The organism is Pseudomonas sp. USHLN015 (genome assembly GCF_037153275.1).
Classification (GTDB): Bacteria; Pseudomonadota; Gammaproteobacteria; order Pseudomonadales; family Pseudomonadaceae; genus Metapseudomonas; species Metapseudomonas tohonis.
This window is the reverse complement of sequence record NZ_JBBCKP010000008.1, coordinates 253,049-273,998: the sequence shown is the minus strand read 5'-3', so window position 1 is coordinate 273,998 and position 20,950 is coordinate 253,049. Positions and strand designations below refer to the sequence as shown.

The window sequence follows — 20,950 nt, the reverse complement described above, 5'->3', positions numbered from 1 at the left end:
GCCGAGCGCAGCGAGGCCCAACACGCAATATCCGGCCCGGCTTCAGGCTGTCTCCGTAGGAGCGGCTTCAGCCGCGAAAGACCTTCAACAGGCACGTGGCCGCGAGTAACCGGATGCTCCTATCTCGAATGAGTTCGCTCTGTCTGGGTTAGGTATTGCCAGAAGGTTACGAGCTCGGTTGATTGCCGAGCTTTGCTGATGTCTCTGGTTTCGCCCCCCCCGGGCGAGTCCCTTTTCCAATCGCTGGAACGCCAGCCCGGTGAAAAGGAACCAAAAAACTTGCCCCTGCATACGGGTCTGGCTTCGCCAGACTCCCCTCGCTCCATCATCGTTTCAGGGGCACGGCGTAACGGGCCATCCATGGCCCGGTACGCCTCTCGCGACATCCATGTCGCTCAACCCCTGAAACGATGATTGCGCTCGGCCTCCTGAAGGGGCGTTAGGCGGCTGCTTCAACTCTGATGCCTCACTTCATATTGATGTGCGCATCACTACCGCAGCTGACGGCTTTCGTAGGATGGCGTAGAGCGAAGCGAAACCCATGCGGTGGGCCTGCCAGGAATCCAGAAGAGTCCTGAAAGCGCCGCTCTCGTGAATTCACAACAGCTAACGCAGACAGAGCGAATGAATTCGCTCCCTCCCATGGCGCCGCGCCTCAACCCGCCGCGGCCGTCTCCGGCATGCCCAGCTTCAGCGCCATCAGCACCGAGCGCAGCTCGGCCGGGTGCAGGGGCTTGGAAAGGATCGGGATGTCCGGGTCGGCCACCAGCTCCTGCACCCGCTTCACCTCGTGACCGGTGATCACCACCGCCGGCACCTTCCAGCCGCTGCGGGCGCGGATGCGTTCGATGCAGTCGGCCCCGGTGGTCTCGGTGTCGAGGTCGAAATCGGTGATGACCAGATCGCACTGCACCTCGCCCGGCGGCAACGAAGGCCGTGCCTCGACGACGCAGCCCCACTTCTCCAGCAGCGTCGCCGTGGCGCGCAGCACGGCACCATCGTCCTCGATGAGCATCACCCGCAGGCCGTCGAGCATGCGCAGCGGCAGCTGCGAGCGCGCCGGCAAAGGGGCCTGGCGCGGCGCTTCGCAGCCTTGCAGGCCTTCGATGGCCACGCTGGTGCCACGCCCCAGGCGCGAGGCGATGCGGATTTCCAGGCCCATCAGCTGGGCCAGGCGCTTGACGATGGCCAGGCCCAGGCCGACGCCTTCGATGTCGCGGTCACGCACCTGGCGCACCCGGTAGAACTCATCGAAGACATTGGCCAGGTGCTGCGGCGGAATACCGCGACCCTGGTCGTGCACCTCGATGGCGATGCGCCCGTCACGCCGCCGGCAGCCAAGCAGCACGGGGCGGCCAGGGGCGTACTTGAGGGCGTTGGAGAGAATGTTCTGCACCATGGTCGACAGCAGGTGCGGGTCGGCCTGCACGTGCAGTTGCGGCGGCACCCGCAGCTGGATGCGCACCCCAGCCCAGCGCGCGGCCTCGGCGTTCTGCCGCACCAGGTCCTGCAGCAGGGCTTCCAGCGCCACCGGCTGGGTGCGCGGCACCACCTTGCCGCCATCGAGGCTGTACATGTCGAGGATCGAGCGGAACAACTGGGAAACGCTGTGCAGCGACTTGTCGATGCTGTCCACCAGCTGGCGTTCCTCATGGCCCAGGTCGGCGTCGCGCAGGCACGCGGTGAACAGGCTGATGCTGTGGATCGGCTGGCGCAGGTCATGGCTGGCCTGGGCCAGGAAGCGCGACTTGGCGAGGTTGGCCGCACTCTCCGCCTCGGTGGCCCGCCGCGCCTGGCCCAGCAGGATGTTCACGTAGGCCGGCACGATGATGGTGGTCACCACCAGCGTCAGCACCATGTAGGGCTGCTCCTGCCAGTAGGGGTTGAGCGCGGTGATGACCGCCAGCGCCACCAGTGCCAGCAGGGTCGAGACCGCCAGGTAGCGCGAACCGAAGCGCAGGCCGTTGCCCACCGTCACCCACAGCAACAAGCCGTAGGCCGGCAGCATCGCCGGCCCGCCGACGATCATCGAGAAGCCGATGCCGGCGTAGTCGTGGGCCATGGAGAACAGCCGGCGCGAAGGGTACACCCCCGGCCAGCGCACGATGCTCGTCAGCAACACGAATGAGACCGCCAGGAACAGCGTGTTGTAGATGAGGATGGGGACTGCCTTGTCTTCCGGCATGCGGCCGAGGAGTTCGGCCACTGCGGTGTAGAGCGTGGCGAGGCTGGCGATGACCAGCCGGACGACGGCCTGGGAGCGTTCGGTGTCGAGTGCGCTACGGCGAAAAGCGGGCATGCAACATCCTTTCTGCCTGGCTGGGCCAGGTCTGGTCCTTCCTGAAGGGTGCAACCTTATGCGTCGCGGTCGCCGCTGATCAAGCGGCACGGCACCTCGCTGACCGATGGCGCGCGGCCACCGTTGATCATTCTTCTCGAACCCTTCCGGGCGCCGTGGGCCGTATTCCATGTAACCCACAGCACCTGGAGAACTCCATGAGACTGAACAAATTGACTGCCTTCATCCTCACCGGCTGCCTGGCCGGCGCCTCCCTCACCGCACTGGCCGAGACCGATGGCGGCACCGGCCCCACCGTGCCCGGCCCGAGCACGCCCAGTTCCCCCACCTCCCCCTCGACCGACAGTGGCACCGGCTCGGGTACCCAGTCGCCCGGCAATGGCGTCGGTGGCCCCAGTGCGCCCGGCGGCACCGGCACGGGCAGCGGCACGGGCAGCGGCATCGGTGGCCAGGGCGGCGCTCCCACCCCGGGCACCGATGGCAGCGGTACGGGAACCGGAACGGGGACCGGCGGTACCGGCGGCTCGGGAACCGGTGGAGCGGGCACGGGCGGCACCGGCTCCGGGACCGGCGGTGCGGGCACCGGTGGCATGGGCGGCAGCGGCACCGGCGCCCCGGCAGGAACCGGCGGCACGGGTGGCTCGGGCTCCTCGGGCGGCAGCGGCAGCTCCTCCGGCGGTTCCAGCGGCAGCCAGTGATCGCACTCGGCAACCACGCCTCGCGGCGTGGTTGCCGCTGCGCCGCATCCCCTCCAAGGCGCAACCGGCTGCACCTTGCACGCCATGATGGCGAACTACTAGCAACGACCGGCGCATCCCTTTAGTCTTCGCCCACCCGCCTTTCCCTTCCTTCCCATCCTGCGGGCCTAAGAGGACTCATCATGCAACGGACCCTTGCGATCGCCCGCAACCTTTCCCTGTGCCTGGCTTTCGGCCTGGCCGCCACCCAGGTGCACGCCGCTGGCGCCCTGGCCATCGACAGCAACCAGGGCCTGCAATACGGCTTCGCCTACGACTACCCGGACCTCTCCCAGGCCCAGGACCGCGCGCTGAGCGAGTGCGGCAGCGGCTGCGAGGTGGTGCTGGACTTCGAGAGCGGCTGCGCCGCCTACGCCGCCGACCAGGTCAACGGCTCCACCGCCTATGGCTGGGGCGCCGACTTCAACGCCGGCAATGCCCAGGCCCGCGCCATTTCCGAATGCCAGGAGCGTGGCGGAAACGCCTGCGTGGTGCGCAGCTGGGGTTGCAACAGCGAGTGATCGCGGGGGCGCCGCCGGCTGATCCGGTGCGCGCCGAATGCCCACGCCGCCCGTGATTTCCTCGTGCACGGCCCTGCGGCAAAACGCCACGAAAGGCCACTCCCGAGCGGCCCGATGACCTGCTAAAGTCGCCGCCCATGAAATTCACCCGCACCGAACGCCCGCTGATCGCCTGGATGCTCTACGCAAGCGTCCTGTTCAGCCTGTTCGCCTGCGGTATCCACCACGGCCAGATGAGCGGCCTGGCCCTCAGCGGCCTCGGCGGCGCCTTCTGCTCGGCCAACGACACCCAGGGCGCCGGGATCGACGACAGCGGCAAGCAACTGCCCCAGCTCGCGGCCCAGTACAGCTGCCCGCTCTGCTCCTCCTTCGCGCCCGCCGTGGCCCTCAGCAGCCTCGGCTGGCAGATCGACGCCTTCCTCGGCGTCCCCGCCACCCCGCTGGATGCCCACAGCTGGCCGCAACCGCCGCCGCGCGAACTCTGGCCCTCCCTCAACCCCCGCGCCTCCCCCGTCTCTTCCTTGCTCGCCTGACCACCTGGCGCTCCCGCGCCGGATCACCCGTGCACGCTCGACAAGGAAGAGCCGATGAACCCGAAAAACACCTGCCTGGTGCTGCTGGCCTGTGCCTGCTCGCCCGCCTACGCCCAACACGCCAGCGACCCCCTGGAACTGCCCGCCAGCACCATCAGCGCCGACCGGGAAAAACCCGGCCTGGACCTCGATGCCGCCGCCGAAGGCACCTCGCGCCTGGGCCTCAGCCCGCGTGAGAACCCCGCCTCGGTGGCCATCGCCGACCGCGAGAAGATCGAACGCATCGGCGCGCGCAACTTCCTCGATGTCGCCAACGCCCTGCCCGGGGTCAACGCCTCGGCCCCGCCCGGCTGGGGCGGCTACGTGGCCTACCGCGGCTTCAACGGCGCCCAGGTCAACCAGCTGTTCAACGGCATCAGCCTGCAATACACCAGCGCCAACCGCCCGGTGGACGCCTGGATCTACGACCGCGTCGAGCTGATCGGCGGCCCCTCCTCCTTCCTCCATGGCAGCGGCTCGGTGGGCGGCAGCCTCAACTACGTCACCCGCCTGGCCAGCCGCGAGAACAGCGGCGAGGCGCGCATCCGCTATGCCCGCTTCGACGACCGCGAGGTCTCCATCGGCGTCAACCGCGTGCTCAACGACGGTCCCGGCCCGCACCACTACGCGCGCCTGGACTACAGCCGCAACGACGGCAACGGCTACATCGACCGCCAGGAGCGCGGTGCCGGCAACTTCGCCTTCTCCCTGCTCAGCGACCTCACCGACAACCTCTCCCACACCCTGGCCATCGAATACCTGGATGAGAAGGAAGACAGCCCCTACTGGGGCGCGCCGACCCTCAACCCCAAGGCCGGCGAACTGAAGATCGACCGCCACGACCGCTTCTCCAACTACAACGTCGAGGACGGCCGCTACGAGCAGCGCACCCGCTGGCTGCGCTCGATCACCGACTACCGCTTCGATGACGCCAGCAGCCTGCGCAACACCTTCTACCACTACGAAGGCCAGCGCGATTACCGCAACCTGGAGACCTATCGCTACACCGCCGGCAACAGCGCCATCCAGCGCACCGGCGCCTACCTGCAGCGCCACGACCAGGAGCTCAACGGCAACCGCGTGGAGTTCCTGCACAAGGGCGAGCTGCTCGGCCGGGCCAGCGACTGGGCCTTCGGCCTCGACTACAGCGTCAACCAGCAGGCGGTCTACCCGCGCTCCTCCTCGGCGATCTTCGACACCGTTCTGCCCGGCGCCTTCGACCCCGGCCATTTCGACGACATTCCCGGCATGGCCGGCGGCCTGGTCAAGGCCCGCAGCAACGAGGTGCGCACCACCTCCGGCTTCGCCGAGAACCGCCAGCAGCTCACCGACGAACTGGCCCTGGTCACCGCCCTGCGCTACGACCACATCGAGCTGGACGCCCGCAACCACGGCGCGGTCAGCGCCAACGCGCCAGCTTCCTTCGAGCGCCGCTGGGACGCCGTCACCGGCCGCGCCGGGCTGGTCTGGCAGTTCACCTCCGACGCCAACCTCTACGTGCAATACAGCACCTCGGCCGAACCGCCGGGAGGCACCCTCACCGGCGCCAGCTTCACCCAGGTCCGCGACTACGACCTGAGCACCGGGCGCCAGGTGGAAGTGGGCAGCAAGCTGGACTTCGACGAAGGCCGTGGTTCGGCGACCGTCGCCGCCTACCGCATCGTGCGCAAGGACTTCCCCATCGCCGATGCCAACAACCCCAACAGCACCGTCCAGGCCGGCCAGCAGACCTCCGATGGCATCGAGATCGCCGCGTCCTACCGGCTCACGCCCGCCCTGACCGTCGAGGGCAATTTCGCCTGGGTCGACGCGCGCTTCGACGAGTTCAACGAAGTGGTCAGCGGCGCCAACGTCTCGCGCAAGGGCAAGACCCCGGTCAACATCCCGGACCGCCTGGCCAACCTCTGGCTGACCTACGAGCTGGCCGAGGACTGGCGCACCGGCGTCGACGCGCGCTACGTCTCCTCGGTCTACGCCAACAACGCCAACACCCAGTGGGTGCCCTCCTACACCCTCTACGGCGCCTTCCTCGAACATCGCCTGAGCGCGGATACCAAGGTCACCGCGCGCCTGCGCAACCTCACCGACGAGGTCTATGCGCGCTTCATCCACCAGACCGGTGCGCAGTACTACCTGGGCGAGCCACGCAGCCTGGAGCTGGCCCTGGACATGCGCTTCTGAGGGCCGCCGGATGAAACGCCACCTGTACCTCTGGCACCGCTGGCTGGGCATCGGCCTGTGCCTGTTCATGGCCCTGTGGTTCGTCTCGGGGATGGTCATGCTCTACGTCGGCTACCCCAAGCTGACCCAGGCCGAGCGCCTCGCCCCGCTGCCGCCCCTGGCGGCGGGGTGCTGCGTGGAACCCGCCGTCGCACTCAAGGTCACCGGGCGCAGCGAGGCGCCCTCGAGCCTGCGCCTGGTCAGCATCGCCGGCGAGCCGCGCTACCTGCTCGGCTACCGCGACGCCAACCTCGCGGTGGACGCCCGCGACGGCAGCCTGCTCGCGCCCCAGGGCCCGTTGCAGGCCCTGGCCAGCGCGCGGCAGTTCAGCGGTGCCGAGGCCCATTACCTGGAAGAGGTTGACGAAGACCTGTGGAGCCACAGCCGTGCCCTGGACGTCGACCGCCCGCTGCACAAGGTGCGGGTCGACGACGCGGCGCGCAGCCTGCTCTATGTCTCCTCGCGCACCGGCGAGGTGGTGCGCGACGCCAGCCGTGCCGAACGCGCCTGGAACTACCTGGGCGCCTGGCTGCACTGGCTCTACCCGCTGCGCGGCGGCCTACTGGACGGCATCTGGGCCAGCATCGTCATCTACCTGTCCCTGGCCGCCACGGCGATGGCCGTGCTGGGCGCCGTGGTCGGCCTGCTGCGCTGGCGCTTCTCCAGGCCCTACCGCAGCGGCTCGCGCTCGCCCTACCCGGCCGGGTTCGCCCGCTGGCACCACCTCACCGGGCTGGGCTTCGGCCTGCTGCTGATCGCCTGGATCTTCAGCGGCCTCATGTCCATGCGCCCCTGGCACCTCACCGAAGGGCGCTCGCCCCTCGCCGCGCGGGATTTCCAGGGCGGCGAACTGCGGGCTGGCGCCTTCAAGGTCGGGGTCGAGGAGGCCCTGCAACGCTTCCACGAAGCCGGCCTGGAACCGGTGGAACTGCAATGGCGGATGCTTGGCGGTGCGGCCTACCTCGGTGCGCTGGATGCCCGGGGCGACAGCCGCGTGCTGCCGCTGGCGAAGGCGGGCCCGGCCCTGGCGCAACTGCCCCGTAGCACCCTGGAAGCCGCCGCGCCCCGGCCCGTGGCGCAAGCCACCTGGCTGGAGGCCTACGACACCTATTACTACCCGCGCGGCGAAGCCAGCATGTACGGCGGCCAACCGAAGCGCCTGCCGCTGCTGCGCCTGGCCTTCGACGACCCCGGCCACAGCTGGGTGCATATCGACCCCTACAGCGGCGCGGTGCTGGATGTGCTGGACGACAACCGCCGCGCCGGTCGCTGGCTGTTCAACCTGCTGCACAGCTGGGACTGGCAACCGCTGCTGGAACGGCCATTGCTGCGGGAGCTGCTGATCATCGCCTTCAGCCTCGGTGGCCTCGCCATCAGCGTCAGCGGCGTGGTGATCGGCTGGCGACGGTTGCGGCCCAAACGCCGGGCGCTGCGCTCACCAGCGGTTTCAAGGGGGCTCATGCGCCAGCATTGATGCGGATGACGACGGGACGGTCGAGGGCTCAGGCGCTCAATCGCTCCCGCAACCGCCCGAGCATGCCCAGCAGGCTGCCCACCTTCTCCCGCTCGCGGCCCTCGCGCGGGGCTTCTGCCTGGCGGGCCGGGGCGCGCTGCGGCTGCGCGCGCCAGGCCTGGGCCTGCTCGGCGGCGGCCTTCAGGCCTTTTTCGAACAGCCCGCGACGGATCGGCTTGGGCAGGTAACGGAAGATCTGCGCCTCGTTGATCAGCTTGAGCAGCGCCTGGGTGTCGCGGAACGGCGTCACCACCAGGCTGAGCAGCCGTGGATGGGCCTGGGCCAGGGACTTGAGCAGTGGCGCGGTGTCTTCGCCGGCGAACTTCAGGTCGCCCACCAGCAGGTCCACCGGCTCGTCGTTGAGCATCGCCACAGCCTCGCCCAAGTGGCGCGGACGCAGCAGGCGGTGGCCGCCGTCCATGCAGAAGTCGGCGACGCTGGCCAGGGTCTCCGGGTCCTCGTCCAGCAGCAGCACGCTGAGCGGCTCGCGCCTGGCCGCCACCTCCAGCGCCGGTGCCGGCAGCTGGCGCCCGGCGATCTCGGCCGCCTGGCGCAGGGTGAAGGCCATCTCCTGCGGGTCCCAGGGCTTGGTCAGGTAGCGGAAGATGCCGCCGCTGTTCAGCGCCTCCACCGCCGTATCGAGATCGGAGTAGCCGGTGAGCAGGATGCGCAGGCAGTCCGGCGCCATCTCGCGCACCTGGGTCAAGAGCTCGGCGCCACTCATCTGCGGCATGCGCTGGTCGCTGACGACGATGTGCACCGGCTCCCGGGCCAGGCGCTCCAGGGCGCGCAGCGGGTCGCTTTCGGTGACCACCTCGTAGTCACGGCGGAACTGCAGGGCGAGGCTGCGCAGGATGCGCTCCTCATCGTCGACGAACATCACGCGTATGGGCGAAGTCATGGGCTCAGGCGCTCCGTTTCATTTCACGGGCCTGCACGCGCGGCAGGCGGATGAGGAAGCGCGTGCCGCGCCCCACTTCAGAGGCCACGCGAATGCTCCCGCCGTGGTCCTGGATGATCTTGTAGCTGATGGACAGGCCCAGCCCCGTGCCCTCGCCCACCGGCTTGGTGGTGAAGAAGGGGTCGAAGATGCGCCGCACCACCTCCGGCGCCATGCCGCAGCCGCTGTCCTGCACCGAGATGCACACCCACTCCGCCTCGGCCCAGCTCTTGAGCTGGATGCGACCGAAGCCGACCGTGGCCTGGGCGGCATTGGTCAGCAGGTTGAGCAGCACCTGGTTGATCTGCGACGGCGCACAGGCCACGCGCGGCAACTCGCCGAGCTGCTGGATCACCTCGGCCTTGTCCTTGATGTGGTTGCGGGCGATCAACAGCGCGCTGCGGATGCAGTCGTTGAGGTCCACTTCCTCGCTCATGGCGCGGTCCAGGCGGGCGAAGTCCTTGAGCCCGGCCACCAGCTCGCCGATCTGCTCCAGGCCATAAAGGGTGTCGCCGAACAGCTGGCGCAGGTCCTCGGCCAACAGCTCCGGCGCCACCTGCTCGCGCATCGCCGCGGCGGCGTCCAGGGCGTCGCCCAGGCGCTGCTCGTCGCAATCCGGGTCGCGCAGGCAATCGGCCAGGGCGGCCTGGCTGCGGGCCAGCTCGGTGAGCGGCGCGGTGAGCTGGTCGAGCAGTTGCACGTTGTTCTTCACGTAGCCCAGGGGGGTGTTCAGCTCATGGGCGACGCCGGCGACCATCTGGCCCAGGGAGGCCATCTTCTCCGACTGCACCAGCTGGGCCTGGGATTCCTTCAGATCCACCAGGGCCTTGCGCAGCACCTGGTTGCGCTGGGCGATGCGCAGCTCCATGGCCTTGAGCAGGTCGAGCACCGTGCCCAGGCCCTGGTAGCGGCCCTCGCCGTCCACCAGGATGAAGTCCTCGGTGATGGGGTACTGCAACTCGGCGGTGATCTGCTTGGCCGCCTGTTCCAGGCTCATCTCCAGGCTCAGCACCAGGGGCGATCCGTTCATCACCTCGCTCACCGGGCGGCGCCCCCAGAGGTCGCGGCCGAAGCGCTGCATGAAGATGTCCTGCAGGGTGTAGCGGCTCACCAGGCCCAGCGGCCGGGCCTCGGTATCCACCACCGGCAGGGAAAGGAAGGTCTTGTGCTCGGCGGTCAGCAGCCGGTCGGCCACATCGCTGATGCTCATCGCCGGTTCCAGCCCCGCGACGGGTTTGAGCAGGCGCGCCAGACTGCTTTCGGCTGCCATGATCCAAGGCTCCTTCCACTGAGAATGGGCGTCATTCAAGCAGTGACAGGTTGCCATCATGTGACAGCTGTCTCATTTCCCTTACACCTGGATTCGCAGGCCGGCCGCCGGGGTGGCGTAGAGCTAGCCGGCAGCACCGCCGGTGGAGGTAAAAGGCGACCTCCACCCTACGCAGCGGTCATGCCCATGCGATGAGCCGCCCCTGTGGGAGCGAATTCATTCGCGATGCGCCGCCACCAGCAGCTCCGAACCACCCCGTAATGTAGGGTGGACCGCGCTCCATCGGTCCACCATGCGGGCTAGCCGGCAGCACCGCCGGTGGAGGTGCCGCCCTGTGGGAGCGAATTCATTCGCGATGCTTCATCAATGGAAATCCCGGCTGCGCACATCCAGCCCCGCCAGCAGCGGGCTGAGGTCGTGCAGGCGACGGGCGATGAGGTGGCGCACGCCGTCCTTGGTCTCCAGGCGGCCGTCCACCTGGAGCATCTGCGAGCCCACCAGCACGCGGCGCTGGCGCACGGCGATGTCGTGCCAGACCACCACGTTGACCATGCCGAACTCGTCTTCCAGGGTGACGAAGACCACCCCGCTGGCGGTCTGCGGGCGTTGGCGACCCTTGACCAGGCCGGCGACGCTCACCCCCTGACCGTGCTCCGTGTTGGCCAGGTCCCGCGAGCTGCGGCAGCGCCGCCTGGCCAGGGCGCCGCGCAGCAGGGCCAGGGGATGGGGGCCGAGGGTGGTGCCCAGGGTGTCGTAGTCGGCGTACAGGTCCTCGCCACGGCTGGGCAGCGGCAGGTCCACCGGCAGCTCGGCCTGCTGCGGCAGGCCGGCGAACAGCGGCAGCTCCTCCTCCACCGCCGCCACCGCCCAGCGCGCCCGGTGGCGATGGCCGGCCAGGCCGCGCAGGGTGCCGGCATCGGCCAGGCGTTCGCGGGCACGGGCATCCAGGCGGGCGCGGTGGCAGAGGTCGGCCACGTCGTCGAAGGCGCGGACGGCGCGGGCGGCGGAGATGCGCCCGGCCGCCTCCTCGTTGAAGCCCTTGACCATGCGCAGCCCCAGGCGGATGGCCAGGCGCCCGCGCGCATCGGGTTCCAGGTCGCAATCCCAGTCGCTGTGGCGCACATCCACCGGGCGCACTTCGATGCCGTGGCGGCGGGCGTCCTGCAGCACCTGGTCGGGGGTGTAGAAGCCCATGGGCCAGCTGTTGACCAGGGCGCAGGCGAAGATCGCCGGCTCGTGGCACTTGAGCCAGCTGCTGGCGTAGGCCAGCAGGGCGAAGCTGGCGGCATGGGACTCGGGGAAGCCGTAGCTGCCGAAGCCCTTGATCTGCTCGAAGAGGCGCTGGATGAATGCCAGCTCGTATCCCTTTTCCAGCATGCGCTCGGTCAGGCGGATGCGATGGGGCTCCAGGCCGCCATGGCGCTTCCAGGCGACCATGGAACGGCGCAAGCCGTCCGCCTCCTCGGCCGTGTACTCGGCCGCCACCATGGCGATCTGCATCACCTGTTCCTGGAACAGCGGGACACCGAGGGTGCGCTGGAGCACCGTCTTCAGCTCCTCGGAGGGATAGTCCTCGTTTTCCTCCTTGTTCCGCCGCCGCAGGTAGGGATGGACCATGTCCCCCTGGATCGGCCCCGGCCGCACGATGGCCACCTGGATCACCAGGTCGTAGAACTCTTTCGGCCGCAGGCGCGGCAGCATGGCCATCTGCGCGCGGGACTCGATCTGGAACACGCCGATGGTGTCGGCGCGGCTGATCATGGCGTAGGTGGCCGGGTCATCCTTGGGCAGCCCAGCGATGGTCCAGCGATGGCCGCGGTGACGCTCGATAAGCCCGAAGCAGCGCCGCAGGGTGGTGAGCATGCCCAGGGCCAGCACGTCCACCTTGAGCAGGCCCAGGGCGTCGAGGTCGTCCTTGTCCCACTGCACCACGGTGCGCTCGGCCATGCTGGCGTTCTCCACCGGCACCAGGGTGTCCAGCGGTGCCTCGGAGATGACGAAGCCGCCCGGGTGCTGCGACAGGTGCCGGGGAAAACCGATCAGTTCCTGGGTCAGCACCAGCACGCGGCGCAGCACCGGGCTTTCGGGATCGAAGCCGGCCTCCAGCAGGCGATCCACGGGCGGTGCGTGGTCACTCCAGCTGCCGCAGCAGTCGGCCAGGGCGTTGACCTGGTCCGGCGGCAGGCCCAGTGCCTTGGCGATATCCCGCACCGCCCCGGTGCCGTGGTAGGTGCTGGCCACGGCGGTGAGCGCGGCGCGGCCGCGACCATAACGGCGGAACACGTACTGCATCACCTCCTCGCGGCGCTCGTGCTCGAAGTCGACGTCGATATCCGGCGGCTCCTTGCGCTCCTTGGACAGGAAGCGCTCGAACAGCAGGTTGAAGCGGCTCGGGTCCAGCTCGGTGATGCCGAGCACGAAGCACACCACCGAGTTGGCCGCCGAGCCCCGGCCCTGGCAGAGGATCTTCTCTCCACGGGCAAAGCTGACGATGTCATGCACCGTGAGGAAGTAGCTTTCGTAGCCCAGCTCCTCGATCAACGACAGCTCGTGCTCCACCTTCTCCAGCGCCTCCGGACTGGCGCCTTCGGGCCAACGCTTAGGGATACCCTCGGCCACCAGATGACGCAGCCAGCTCACCGGCGTATGCCCCTCCGCCACCAGCTCGCGCGGGTACTGGTAGTTGATCTCGCCCAGGTCGAAGCGGCAGCGCGCGGCGATCACCAGGGTCTCGGCCAGCAACGCCGGCGGGTAGAAACGCTCCAGCACCGCCCGTGAGCGCAGGTGGCGCTCGCCGTTGGGGAACAGGCGCTGCCCGGCCTCGGCCAGGGTGCAGTGGTGGCGGATGGCGGTCATGCAGTCCTGCAGGGCACGGCGGCCCCGGGCGTGCATGTGCACGTCGCCCGCTGCCACGGCGGGGATGGCCAGTTCACCGGCCAGGGCCTGCAGGCGGGCCAGCCGGCCGGCGTCGTCCGGCCCCCGGTGCAGCTCCACCGCCAGCCACAGGCGCCCGGGGAAGCGGGCCCGCAACCAGCGGCCCTGCTCCTCGTCCGCCGGCTCGCCGGGCAGCCAGAGGGCCAGCAGGCCATCGAGGGCGCCGTCGAAATCCTCCGCCAGCAGGCGGTACTCGCCCTTGGCGGCGCGCCGACGGGCCCGGGTGATGAGCCGGCACAGGCGCTGGTAGCCGGCGAGGTTTTCCACCAGCAGCACCAGGCGCGGGCCGTTCTCGATCATCATCTCGCTGCCGACGATCAAGGGCAGCTCGCTGGCCTTGGCCGCCTGCCAGGCCCGCACGATGCCGGCCAGGGTGCATTCGTCGGTGATCGCCAGGGCTGTGTAGCCCTGCTGCTTCGCCCGCTCGAACAATTCGGCGGCGCTGGAGGCCCCGCGCTGGAAGCTGAAGTTGGACAGGCAGTGCAGCTCGGCGTACCCGGCGCTCATGCGAACCACCCGAGCAGGGTGAAGGGGCCGATCTCCCCCGCCGGGCACCAGGCCCAGGCGCGGCGGCCGTCGCGGGTTTCCAACTGGTAGTAATCGCGGCGCTGGTCGTCGCCATCCCACCAGCCGGATTCCACCCGCTCCGGCCCGGCGAGGATGCGCGGGGCGAACTCGCGCAGCGGCTGGCCCTCGCGCAGCAGCCAGCCGGGCCGAGGCGGCCCCTGCAGCAGCGGCCCGGCCTGGCCGTCCACACCCAGGCGCCAGGCATGCTCGGGGCGGTGGTCGGCATGGGCCTTTAAACCCTGCACGGCGTCATCGCCCAGGCGCGCGCGCAGGCGTTCGCGCAAGGCTTCCCAGGGCAGGTTCTGCTGCGGTCGCGGGTCGAACAGTTCGCGGTGCTCGGGCACGAAGCGCGGCAGGTCGCGGGCCACCAGGCGCAAGGCGCGCACCGGCGCCACCACCTGCAGCTGCTCCAGGCGTCCACGGGCCAGCTCGAAGAGCATCGCCGGGTCGCGCTCGGTACCCAGCAGGCCCACCGGCACCTGGCTGTCCGCCTGGCTGGCGTGCTGCAGGTGCAGGACGAAGCGCTGCACACCGCTGTCGCGCCCGGCGAGGAAGGCGGCGAGGTCCGAGGTGAGGCGGCGCAGGGGGAACAGCAGCGCCTGGTTCGATTCCACCTCGAAGTTGAGCTCGATGCGTGCATCGAATTCATCCGGCGGCAGGTAGCAGTCCAGTGCCACGGCACGGCGCCCCTGCAATTCGTCCAGGTGCTGCAGCACCCGTGCGGGGAAGCGCTTGGCCAGGGTCTCGCGGGGCAGCGCCAGGACCTGCTTCATGCGCCGCAGCCCCATGCGCCCCAGGGCCGTGGCCACGTCCGGCTCGAAGCCGGCACGCTCCACCGGCATGCGCTCGATCGCCTCGTGCAGGGCTGCGCCCTCTTCCACCGCCAGGCCGTCGTGGATGTTGGCCAGCATGCGCGCCGCCACCGGATTGGGCGCCACCACGATCCGATGACGGAAGCCGAGCGCCGCCAGCTCCTCGCGCAGGCGCGCCTCGAAGCGCGGCCAGGGCCCGAACAGCGCCAGGCTGGAGGCGATCTCCAGCAGCAGCACGCGGGGGTAGCGCAGGCTGACATGGGAGCTGAAGCCGTAGCCCCAGGCAGCGAGAAAGCGCTGCCAATGCTCGATCTCCCCGGCGTCGTATTCAGCCTGGGCGAAGTCGCGGGTCAGCGCGTGGGCGGCGGTCAGGCCCATGCCCGGGCGCAGCCCCAGGGCCCGCGCGGCCGGGTTGACCGCCTGCAGCACGCGGCGCTGGGGGGTGCCGGTGACCAGGGCCAGGGGCACTTCGGGGTCGTCGCGGCGACGCAGCACGGCGTCCAGCGCCAGCTGCGGCAGCAGGATGCAGGCCCAGCGCATCAGTGCCCCGCAAGGGCCAGGGTGCCGGTCGGCGCCAGGCCACCCCGGCACTTGAGCACGCGCACCCGGCCCGGGCCGTCCAGTGCAAGGCGCAGGGCAGCGGGCGACGGGTTGAGGGCTTCCTGCAGGGGTCGATAGGCGAAGCCCAGGGTCTGCCCGGTTTCCGCCGCCACCTGCAACCGGCGCAGGGCACGGTCGTCCGCCTGGCGCGGCCAGCAGAGCACGGCGCCGCAGCTGCCCGAGCGCAGGCACTGCTCGGCCGCCCAGAGGGCGTCGCGGCCTTCGGCCTCGACCAGCACCAGCCAGCGCAGGTCCACCCCCGCGGCCTGCCAGGCCTGGGGGTACGGCAGGTAGGGCGCGCCTACCAGCACCACCCGTTCGGCGCTGGCGGTAAGCCGTGCCAGGGTCGGCCAGAGCAGGTGCAACTCGCCCAGCCCCGCGCCCGGCACGAGGATTTCGCTGAGGGCCGACTCCGGCCAGCCGCCCGAAGGCAACGCCGCATCCAGCTCGCCATGCCCCGTGGGTTGCGCACCGACCGGCAGCGCACTGGCCTGGCCCTTCCAGACACGCCGCTCGTCCAGCAGCGCGTCGAGGGCGATCACGGCGCCCATCAGGCGCCATCCCGGCGAAGGCGGCCCGTGAAGGCGGAAGGAAAGGAGGCAGGCATGGGAAGCTCGGCACGAATAACTGTATGCGCATACAGTAATTGAGGCGAATGCCTACGGCAATGCTCTACACACGCCGCAGGACGAGTGGATCATCCACTGGCGCGAATGCCCTGCGCGCGGGACCGGCGAAACCGGAGGAAAGGCTAACGGCGCGCCGATGCCCTGCGATAGCCTAGGCGCTCACGGCCTGCGGATGAGCCCGCGATGCAGCAACCCCATCACAGCCCCCCCGGTCTGGAAGACGCCGACCAGCGTGCCCTGGTGCGGCTGATCTTCGCCTCCACCGCCCTGACCCTGGCCTGCTTCTCGGTGCTGCAGTTCCTCGCCGGCAACCTGCTCCTGTCCCTGCTGGAGATGACCACCGCCGCCCTGCTCGGCTGGGCCTGCCAGCGCATTCGCCACGTCCGGGTGCTCACGCCCTGGCTCTACGCCTACCTGCTGCCGACCTTCAGCTTCCTCCTCTACATCATCGTCATGCCCGGCGCCTCGCCCACCGCCTTCGTCTGGATCTACCTGGTGCCGGTGCTCTCCTACCTGCTGCTGGGCAAGCTGCGCGGCTTCCTCCTGGCCATCCCCTATCTGGTCCTGGCGGTGATCGCCTACCTGCTGCGCTTTCCGCCACAGCCCGACGCCACGGGCCTGATCGACCTGGGCAACGCCATGCTCTGCGGCCTGCTGATCCTGGCCTTCATGCACATCTACGAGGCCCGCCGGGCGATCGCCCACGCCCAGTTGCGGCGCCTGGCGCAGAGCGACGCCCTCACCGGCGTGGCCAATCGCGCCTTCTTCCAGCAGGCCCTAGAGCAGAGCATCCGCGACGCCGAGCGCAGCGGTGCCGGCCTGGTGCTGGTGGTGCTCGACGTCGACGACTTCAAGCAGGTCAACGACCGCTGGGGCCACGACGCCGGCGACCAGGCCCTGCGCCATATCTGCCAGCGCCTGCAGCAGCGGCTGCGCTCCACCGACCTGATCGGCCGCCTGGGCGGCGAGGAGTTCGGCCTGCTGCTGGGCCAGACCACCCGCGACGACGCCACGCGCCTGGTCGAGGAACTGCGCCACGACCTGCAGCAGTCACCGCTGCAATACGGCGAGCACAGCATCCCGCTGTCCGCCACCTTCGGCCTGGCCGAATGGCGGACCGACGGCCACAGCGGCGACGAGCTCTACCGCCGCGCCGACAAGCGCCTCTACCAGGGCAAGGCCCAGGGTCGCAACCGCCTGGTGATCAGCGACTGCGTGCCCTGATCGGTCGCGCCACTGCCCGCACGGCGGGATTCCCCTAGACCGCCCTAGGGGCCACCCCGATTTCGACGACGCAGCGCACCTCCTATCGTTCCCGGTATCACTCCACTACCGGGACTTAGCCGTGCTGGCCTATTCCGTTCTCTGGTTCGCCCTCCTCCTCGGTCTCGCCGGCCTGGGGCTGGAGATGTCCTGGGTCGCGGGAGCCGGTATCGCCCTGGCCGCCGTCGCCGCCCTCCTCATGCGCCCCCGCGCACCGGTGGTGGTGGAAGCGGCGCCGACCCGCGTCGAGCCGCCGCCCACCGACTGCCAACCCCTGCTCAGCGCGGTACTGCCCGCCTGGGGCCAGAACATCGGCCAGGTGCGCGAACTGGTGAGCGGCAACGTCAGCCAGCTGTTCGGTCGCTTCGCCAGCCTGGCCCAGCGCCTCGACCAGACCCTGCAACGTTCCGAGAGCGTGATCGGCGGTGCCGGCGTCACCGACAACCTGCGCCAGGCCCAGCAACGCCTGGACGAAGTCACCACCGCCTTCCACCAGGCCACCGCCCACAAGAACGAGCTGCTGGCCACCATCGGCCACCTCAACAGCTACGCCAGCGAATTGCAGAGCATGTCCAAGCACGTCCAGGACATCGCCAGCCAGACCAACCTGCTGGCCCTCAACGCGGCCATCGAAGCGGCGCGCGCCGGTGACTACGGGCGCGGCTTCTCGGTGGTGGCGGACGAGGTGCGCAAGCTCTCCAGCCTCTCCGCCGAGACCGGCCAGCGCATGGTCGAGAAGGTCGGCGAGATCAACCAGGCGATCCGCTCCACCGTCAGCGCCGCCGAAGAGCTCTCGGCCAGCGAGGAAAGCAACCTGCGCTACCTGGACCAGGTGGCCGGCGACATCATGCAGGGCCTCAGCGCCAACCTCGACGAACTCACCGACACCTCCCGCGAGCTGCAGCGCGACGCCCGCACCACCCAGGCGGACATCCAGGAGATCGTCGTCAGCCTGCAGTTCCAGGACCGCACCGACCAGATGCTCGACCACCTGCAGAACGACCTCGAGCGCCTGCTGCACGCCCTGCGCGACCAGGACCCGATCCTCGGCCAGCCCCAGCGCTGGCTCACCGAGCTGCGCCGGCAGTTCACCACGGACGAAGAGCGCACCGGCCGTCGCGGCCAGCCTGCGCAGAACAGCGAAGTCACCTTTTTCTGATCATTGGAGGCCCCATGGCCAAGACCATCCTGATAGTCGACGACTCCTCGTCGATGCGCCAACTGGTGAAGATGACCCTCGGCGGCGCCGGCCACCAGGTCATCGAAGCCGTCGACGGACGCGACGCCCTGACCAAGCTCAACGGGCAGAAGATCAACCTGATCATCAGCGACGTGAACATGCCCAACCTCGACGGCATCGGCCTGGTCAAGGAGATCAAGGCGCACAAGGACTACCGCTTCACCCCCATCGTCATGCTCACCACCGAGAGCGAGCAGAGCAAGAAGGCCGAGGGCCAGGCCGCCGGTGCGCGCGCCTGGATCGTCAAGCCGTTCCAGCCCCAGCAGTTGCTGGCCGCCGTCGAAAAGCTGGTGGGCTGAGATGCTCGCCATCGAGTTCGACACCGCCGCCAGCCCCGCGCGCCTCGCCCTGGGCGGCAGCCTGACCATCTACGAGGTGGCCCAGGCCCATGGCGAGCTCCTGGCCCTGCTCGCGGCCAATGCCCGGGTGGAGGCCTGGCGCCTGGACCTCGAGGCGTTGGAGGAGCTGGACAGCGCCGGTGTGCAACTGCTGCTCGGCCTGCGCCGCCAACTGGTGCTGGCCGGCAACACGGTCGAGGTGGTGAACCTGCAAGGCGCTGCGCTGGAAGTCGTCAGCCTGCTGCGCCTGGACGTGCTGCTGCCCGGCGAGCAGCCGGCAGTGGCCTGAACGGAGGCGCCCGATGCTCAATGGCGAACAGTGGAGCCAGCTGCTGCTGGGCTTCATCGAAGAGGCCCGTGACCTCGGCAAGCAGGCCGAGGAATACCTGCTGCAACTGGACCAGCAGCCCGACGACGCGGCCGCCATCAATGGTCTGTTCCGCGCCATGCACACCCTCAAGGGCTCCGCCGGCCTGTTCTCCCTCACGCCCCTGGTGAGCTTCACCCACCACTTGGAGAACCTCCTGATGGCGGTGCGCGACGGCCATCGTGCGCTCGACCCCTCGCTGGTCTCGCTGATGCTGCGCTGCCTCGACGAGATCGTCTCGATGATCGCCCTCATCGACCCGGAAACCGGTGAGCTGCCGGTGGACGAACAGCACCAGGCCGAACTGCTCGGCGCCCTCGCCGCCCACCTCGGCGCCGCCACGCCGACGCATGCGGCGCCCGGTGAAACCGAGCCGCCTGCCGATGGCGGCTCGGCGAAGGACGGTGCCTGGCACATCTCCCTGCGCTTCCATGCCGACCTGCTGCGCAACGGCTTCGACCCCATCGCCTTCGTCCAGTACCTCGGCCGCCTGGGCGAGGTGCTCCACCTGCAGGTGATCGACGACGCCCTGCCGCCGCTGGCCGAACTGGACCCGGAAAGCTGCTACCTGGGCATGGAGATCGACCTTCTCAGCAACGCCACCAAGGCCGAGATAGAGGACGTCTTCGACTTCATCCACGACTTCTGCACCCTGCGCATCCTGCCGCCCGACAGCGCGCTGGACGACTACATCCGCCTGATCCAGGCGCTGCCCGAGACCGACCAGCGCATCGGCGCCATCCTCGTCGCCAGCGGCCTGCTCACCGAGCACGAACTGGCCCAGGGCCTGGCCCTGCAGGCCGGGGCCGCCGAGCTCAAGCCGGCCCTCGGCGCAGTGCTGGTGGAGGAAGGCATCGTCGCCCCGCAGGCGGTCAACGCCGCCCTGGCCAAGCAGAAGAGCTCGCGCGAGCGCAAGGTCCAGGAAAGCAGCCAGATCCGCGTCGCCGCGCACAAGCTGGACGAGTTGATCAACCTGGTCGGCGAGCTGGTGATCAGCGCCGCCGGGGCCCAGCTGCAGGCGCAGATGCACGGCAACGCCCTGTGCCTGGAAGGCGCGCAGACGGTCAACCAGCGCGTCGAGCAGATCCGCGAGGCAGCGCTGAAGCTGCGCATGATCGAGATCGGCGACACCTTCAACCGTTTCCACCGCGTGGTGCGCGACGTCAGCCAGCAGCTGGGCAAGGACATCCGCCTGGAGATCCGCGGCGCTGACACCGAGCTGGACAAGTCGGTGATCGACAAGCTCGCCGACCCCCTCACCCACCTGGTGCGCAATGCCATCGACCACGGAATCGAGTCCGCCGAGCAGCGCCTGGCCGCCGGCAAGAGCGCCGAAGGCCGGCTGAGCCTCAACGCCTTCCACGAGTCGGGGATGATCGTCATCGAGGTGGCCGACGACGGCCATGGCCTGAACACCGCGCGCATCCGCGAGAAGGCCATCGCCCGTGGCCTGATCGATGCGCAGGCTAACCTGCCCGAGCACGACATCCAGCGGCTGATCTTCGCCGCCGGCTTCTCCACCGCCGACAACGTCTCCGACCTCTCCGGGCGCGGCGTCGGCATGGACGTGGTGCGCAGCGCCATCGACGCCCTGCGCGGCAGCATCGAGATCGACTCGCGCCCGGGGCTGGGCTGCACCTTCCGCATCCGCCTGCCGCTGACCCTGGCCATCATCGACGGTTTCCTGGTGAGCCTGGGCGAAGAACACTTCGTGGTGCCGCTGGACATGGTCACCGAATGCCTGGAGCTGGAAGCCGGGCAACTGGCCGAGGCCGCCTACGGCTACCTCGACCTGCGTGGCCGGCCCCTGCCCTGTATCGACCTGGCCGCGCATTTCGAGCTGCCGGTGCAGCGTGGCAAGCGGCGCAACATCGTGGTCGTCAGCCTCGGCAGGCAGCAGGCCGGGCTGGTCGTCGACAACCTCCACGGCGAGCTGCAAACGGTGATCAAGCCGCTCGGCCTGCTGTTCCAGCACCTGGAAGGCATCAGTGGTTCCACCATCCTCGGCTCAGGGCAGGTCGCCCTGATCCTCGATATCGCCAGCCTGTTCCGCCACCTGCAAGGACGCGTCGACGCCGACGCCCGTACGCCCTCAACCCAACCGCGCCCCGACCTCGCCGGCTCGTAG

The 20,950-nt window shown here is 69.4% G+C and carries 16 protein-coding genes; 10 read left to right on the top strand and 6 right to left on the bottom strand.

Translation table 11 applies throughout. The features are described 5' to 3' along the window. Positions 1 to 655 precede the first annotated feature (655 nt). The gene (locus WFQ67_RS17980) at positions 656 to 2,299 is read right to left on the bottom strand and encodes a hybrid sensor histidine kinase/response regulator (protein ID WP_213624705.1); all 1,644 of its coding nucleotides are present in this window, start codon (positions 2,297 to 2,299) and stop codon (positions 656 to 658) included. 197 nt (positions 2,300 to 2,496) lie between these two features. Here WFQ67_RS17980 and WFQ67_RS17975 point away from each other — a divergent pair, with 197 nt between their 5' ends. The 5 genes from WFQ67_RS17975 to WFQ67_RS17955 all read left to right on the top strand — a co-directional run bounded on the left by WFQ67_RS17975 (position 2,497) and on the right by WFQ67_RS17955 (position 7,823). Next, entirely contained in the window at positions 2,497 to 2,997 is a 501-nt protein-coding gene (locus WFQ67_RS17975) for a hypothetical protein (protein WP_244862885.1), read from the top strand. Between the two features lie 182 nt (positions 2,998 to 3,179). After that, a complete protein-coding gene (locus WFQ67_RS17970; protein ID WP_173179912.1) occupies positions 3,180 to 3,557 on the top strand; it encodes a DUF4189 domain-containing protein in 378 nt (125 codons plus the stop codon). A 137-nt stretch (positions 3,558 to 3,694) separates the two neighbouring features. Next, on the top strand, positions 3,695 to 4,090 hold the full coding sequence (locus WFQ67_RS17965; protein ID WP_213624703.1) for a DUF2946 family protein: 396 nt from the start codon (positions 3,695 to 3,697) through the stop codon (positions 4,088 to 4,090). Positions 4,091 to 4,144: 54 nt separating this feature from the next. Then, positions 4,145 to 6,310, top strand: coding sequence for a TonB-dependent receptor (locus WFQ67_RS17960; RefSeq protein WP_337057752.1), 2,166 nt, complete (start codon positions 4,145 to 4,147; stop codon positions 6,308 to 6,310). Positions 6,311 to 6,320: 10 nt separating this feature from the next. Beyond that, entirely contained in the window at positions 6,321 to 7,823 is a 1,503-nt protein-coding gene (locus WFQ67_RS17955; RefSeq protein ID WP_337057751.1) for a PepSY domain-containing protein, read from the top strand. 28 nt (positions 7,824 to 7,851) lie between these two features. Here the strand turns inward: WFQ67_RS17955 and WFQ67_RS17950 are convergent, their stop codons facing one another. The 5 genes from WFQ67_RS17950 to imuA form a co-directional block, all read right to left on the bottom strand. Continuing rightward, positions 7,852 to 8,763 carry a response regulator gene (locus WFQ67_RS17950; RefSeq protein ID WP_213624698.1) on the bottom strand — a complete coding sequence of 304 codons (912 nt, stop codon included), beginning with the start codon at positions 8,761 to 8,763 and terminating at the stop codon, positions 7,852 to 7,854. A 4-nt stretch (positions 8,764 to 8,767) separates the two neighbouring features. Further along, positions 8,768 to 10,072 carry a sensor histidine kinase gene (locus WFQ67_RS17945; protein WP_280527431.1) on the bottom strand — a complete coding sequence of 435 codons (1,305 nt, stop codon included), beginning with the start codon at positions 10,070 to 10,072 and terminating at the stop codon, positions 8,768 to 8,770. A gap of 363 nt (positions 10,073 to 10,435) precedes the next feature. Beyond that, entirely contained in the window at positions 10,436 to 13,513 is a 3,078-nt protein-coding gene (locus tag WFQ67_RS17940) for an error-prone DNA polymerase (RefSeq protein WP_337057750.1), read from the bottom strand. Beyond that, positions 13,510 to 14,925: a Y-family DNA polymerase gene (locus WFQ67_RS17935; RefSeq protein ID WP_337057749.1), complete on the bottom strand. Its 1,416-nt coding sequence runs from the start codon at positions 14,923 to 14,925 to the stop codon at positions 13,510 to 13,512. The genes WFQ67_RS17940 and WFQ67_RS17935 overlap by 4 nt, the downstream gene beginning before the upstream one ends. Continuing rightward, entirely contained in the window at positions 14,925 to 15,536 is a 612-nt protein-coding gene (gene imuA / locus WFQ67_RS17930) for a translesion DNA synthesis-associated protein ImuA (RefSeq protein ID WP_213624691.1), read from the bottom strand. The genes WFQ67_RS17935 and imuA overlap by 1 nt, the downstream gene beginning before the upstream one ends. 261 nt (positions 15,537 to 15,797) lie before the next feature. Between imuA and WFQ67_RS17925 the strand changes: the two genes are divergently transcribed. The 5 genes from WFQ67_RS17925 (at position 15,798) to WFQ67_RS17905 (ending at position 20,950) form a co-directional block, all read left to right on the top strand. Then, positions 15,798 to 16,838 carry a GGDEF domain-containing protein gene (locus WFQ67_RS17925; RefSeq protein WP_337057748.1) on the top strand — a complete coding sequence of 347 codons (1,041 nt, stop codon included), beginning with the start codon at positions 15,798 to 15,800 and terminating at the stop codon, positions 16,836 to 16,838. 184 nt (positions 16,839 to 17,022) lie between these two features. After that, the gene (locus WFQ67_RS17920) at positions 17,023 to 18,036 is read left to right on the top strand and encodes a methyl-accepting chemotaxis protein (protein WP_442969607.1); all 1,014 of its coding nucleotides are present in this window, start codon (positions 17,023 to 17,025) and stop codon (positions 18,034 to 18,036) included. Between the two features lie 14 nt (positions 18,037 to 18,050). Beyond that, on the top strand, positions 18,051 to 18,416 hold the full coding sequence (locus WFQ67_RS17915; protein WP_021221682.1) for a response regulator: 366 nt from the start codon (positions 18,051 to 18,053) through the stop codon (positions 18,414 to 18,416). Position 18,417: 1 nt separating this feature from the next. Then, on the top strand, positions 18,418 to 18,744 hold the full coding sequence (locus WFQ67_RS17910; RefSeq protein ID WP_213624687.1) for an STAS domain-containing protein: 327 nt from the start codon (positions 18,418 to 18,420) through the stop codon (positions 18,742 to 18,744). Between the two features lie 13 nt (positions 18,745 to 18,757). Then, complete coding sequence (locus WFQ67_RS17905) at positions 18,758 to 20,950, top strand: chemotaxis protein CheA (protein WP_213624685.1); 2,193 nt, start codon at positions 18,758 to 18,760, stop codon at positions 20,948 to 20,950.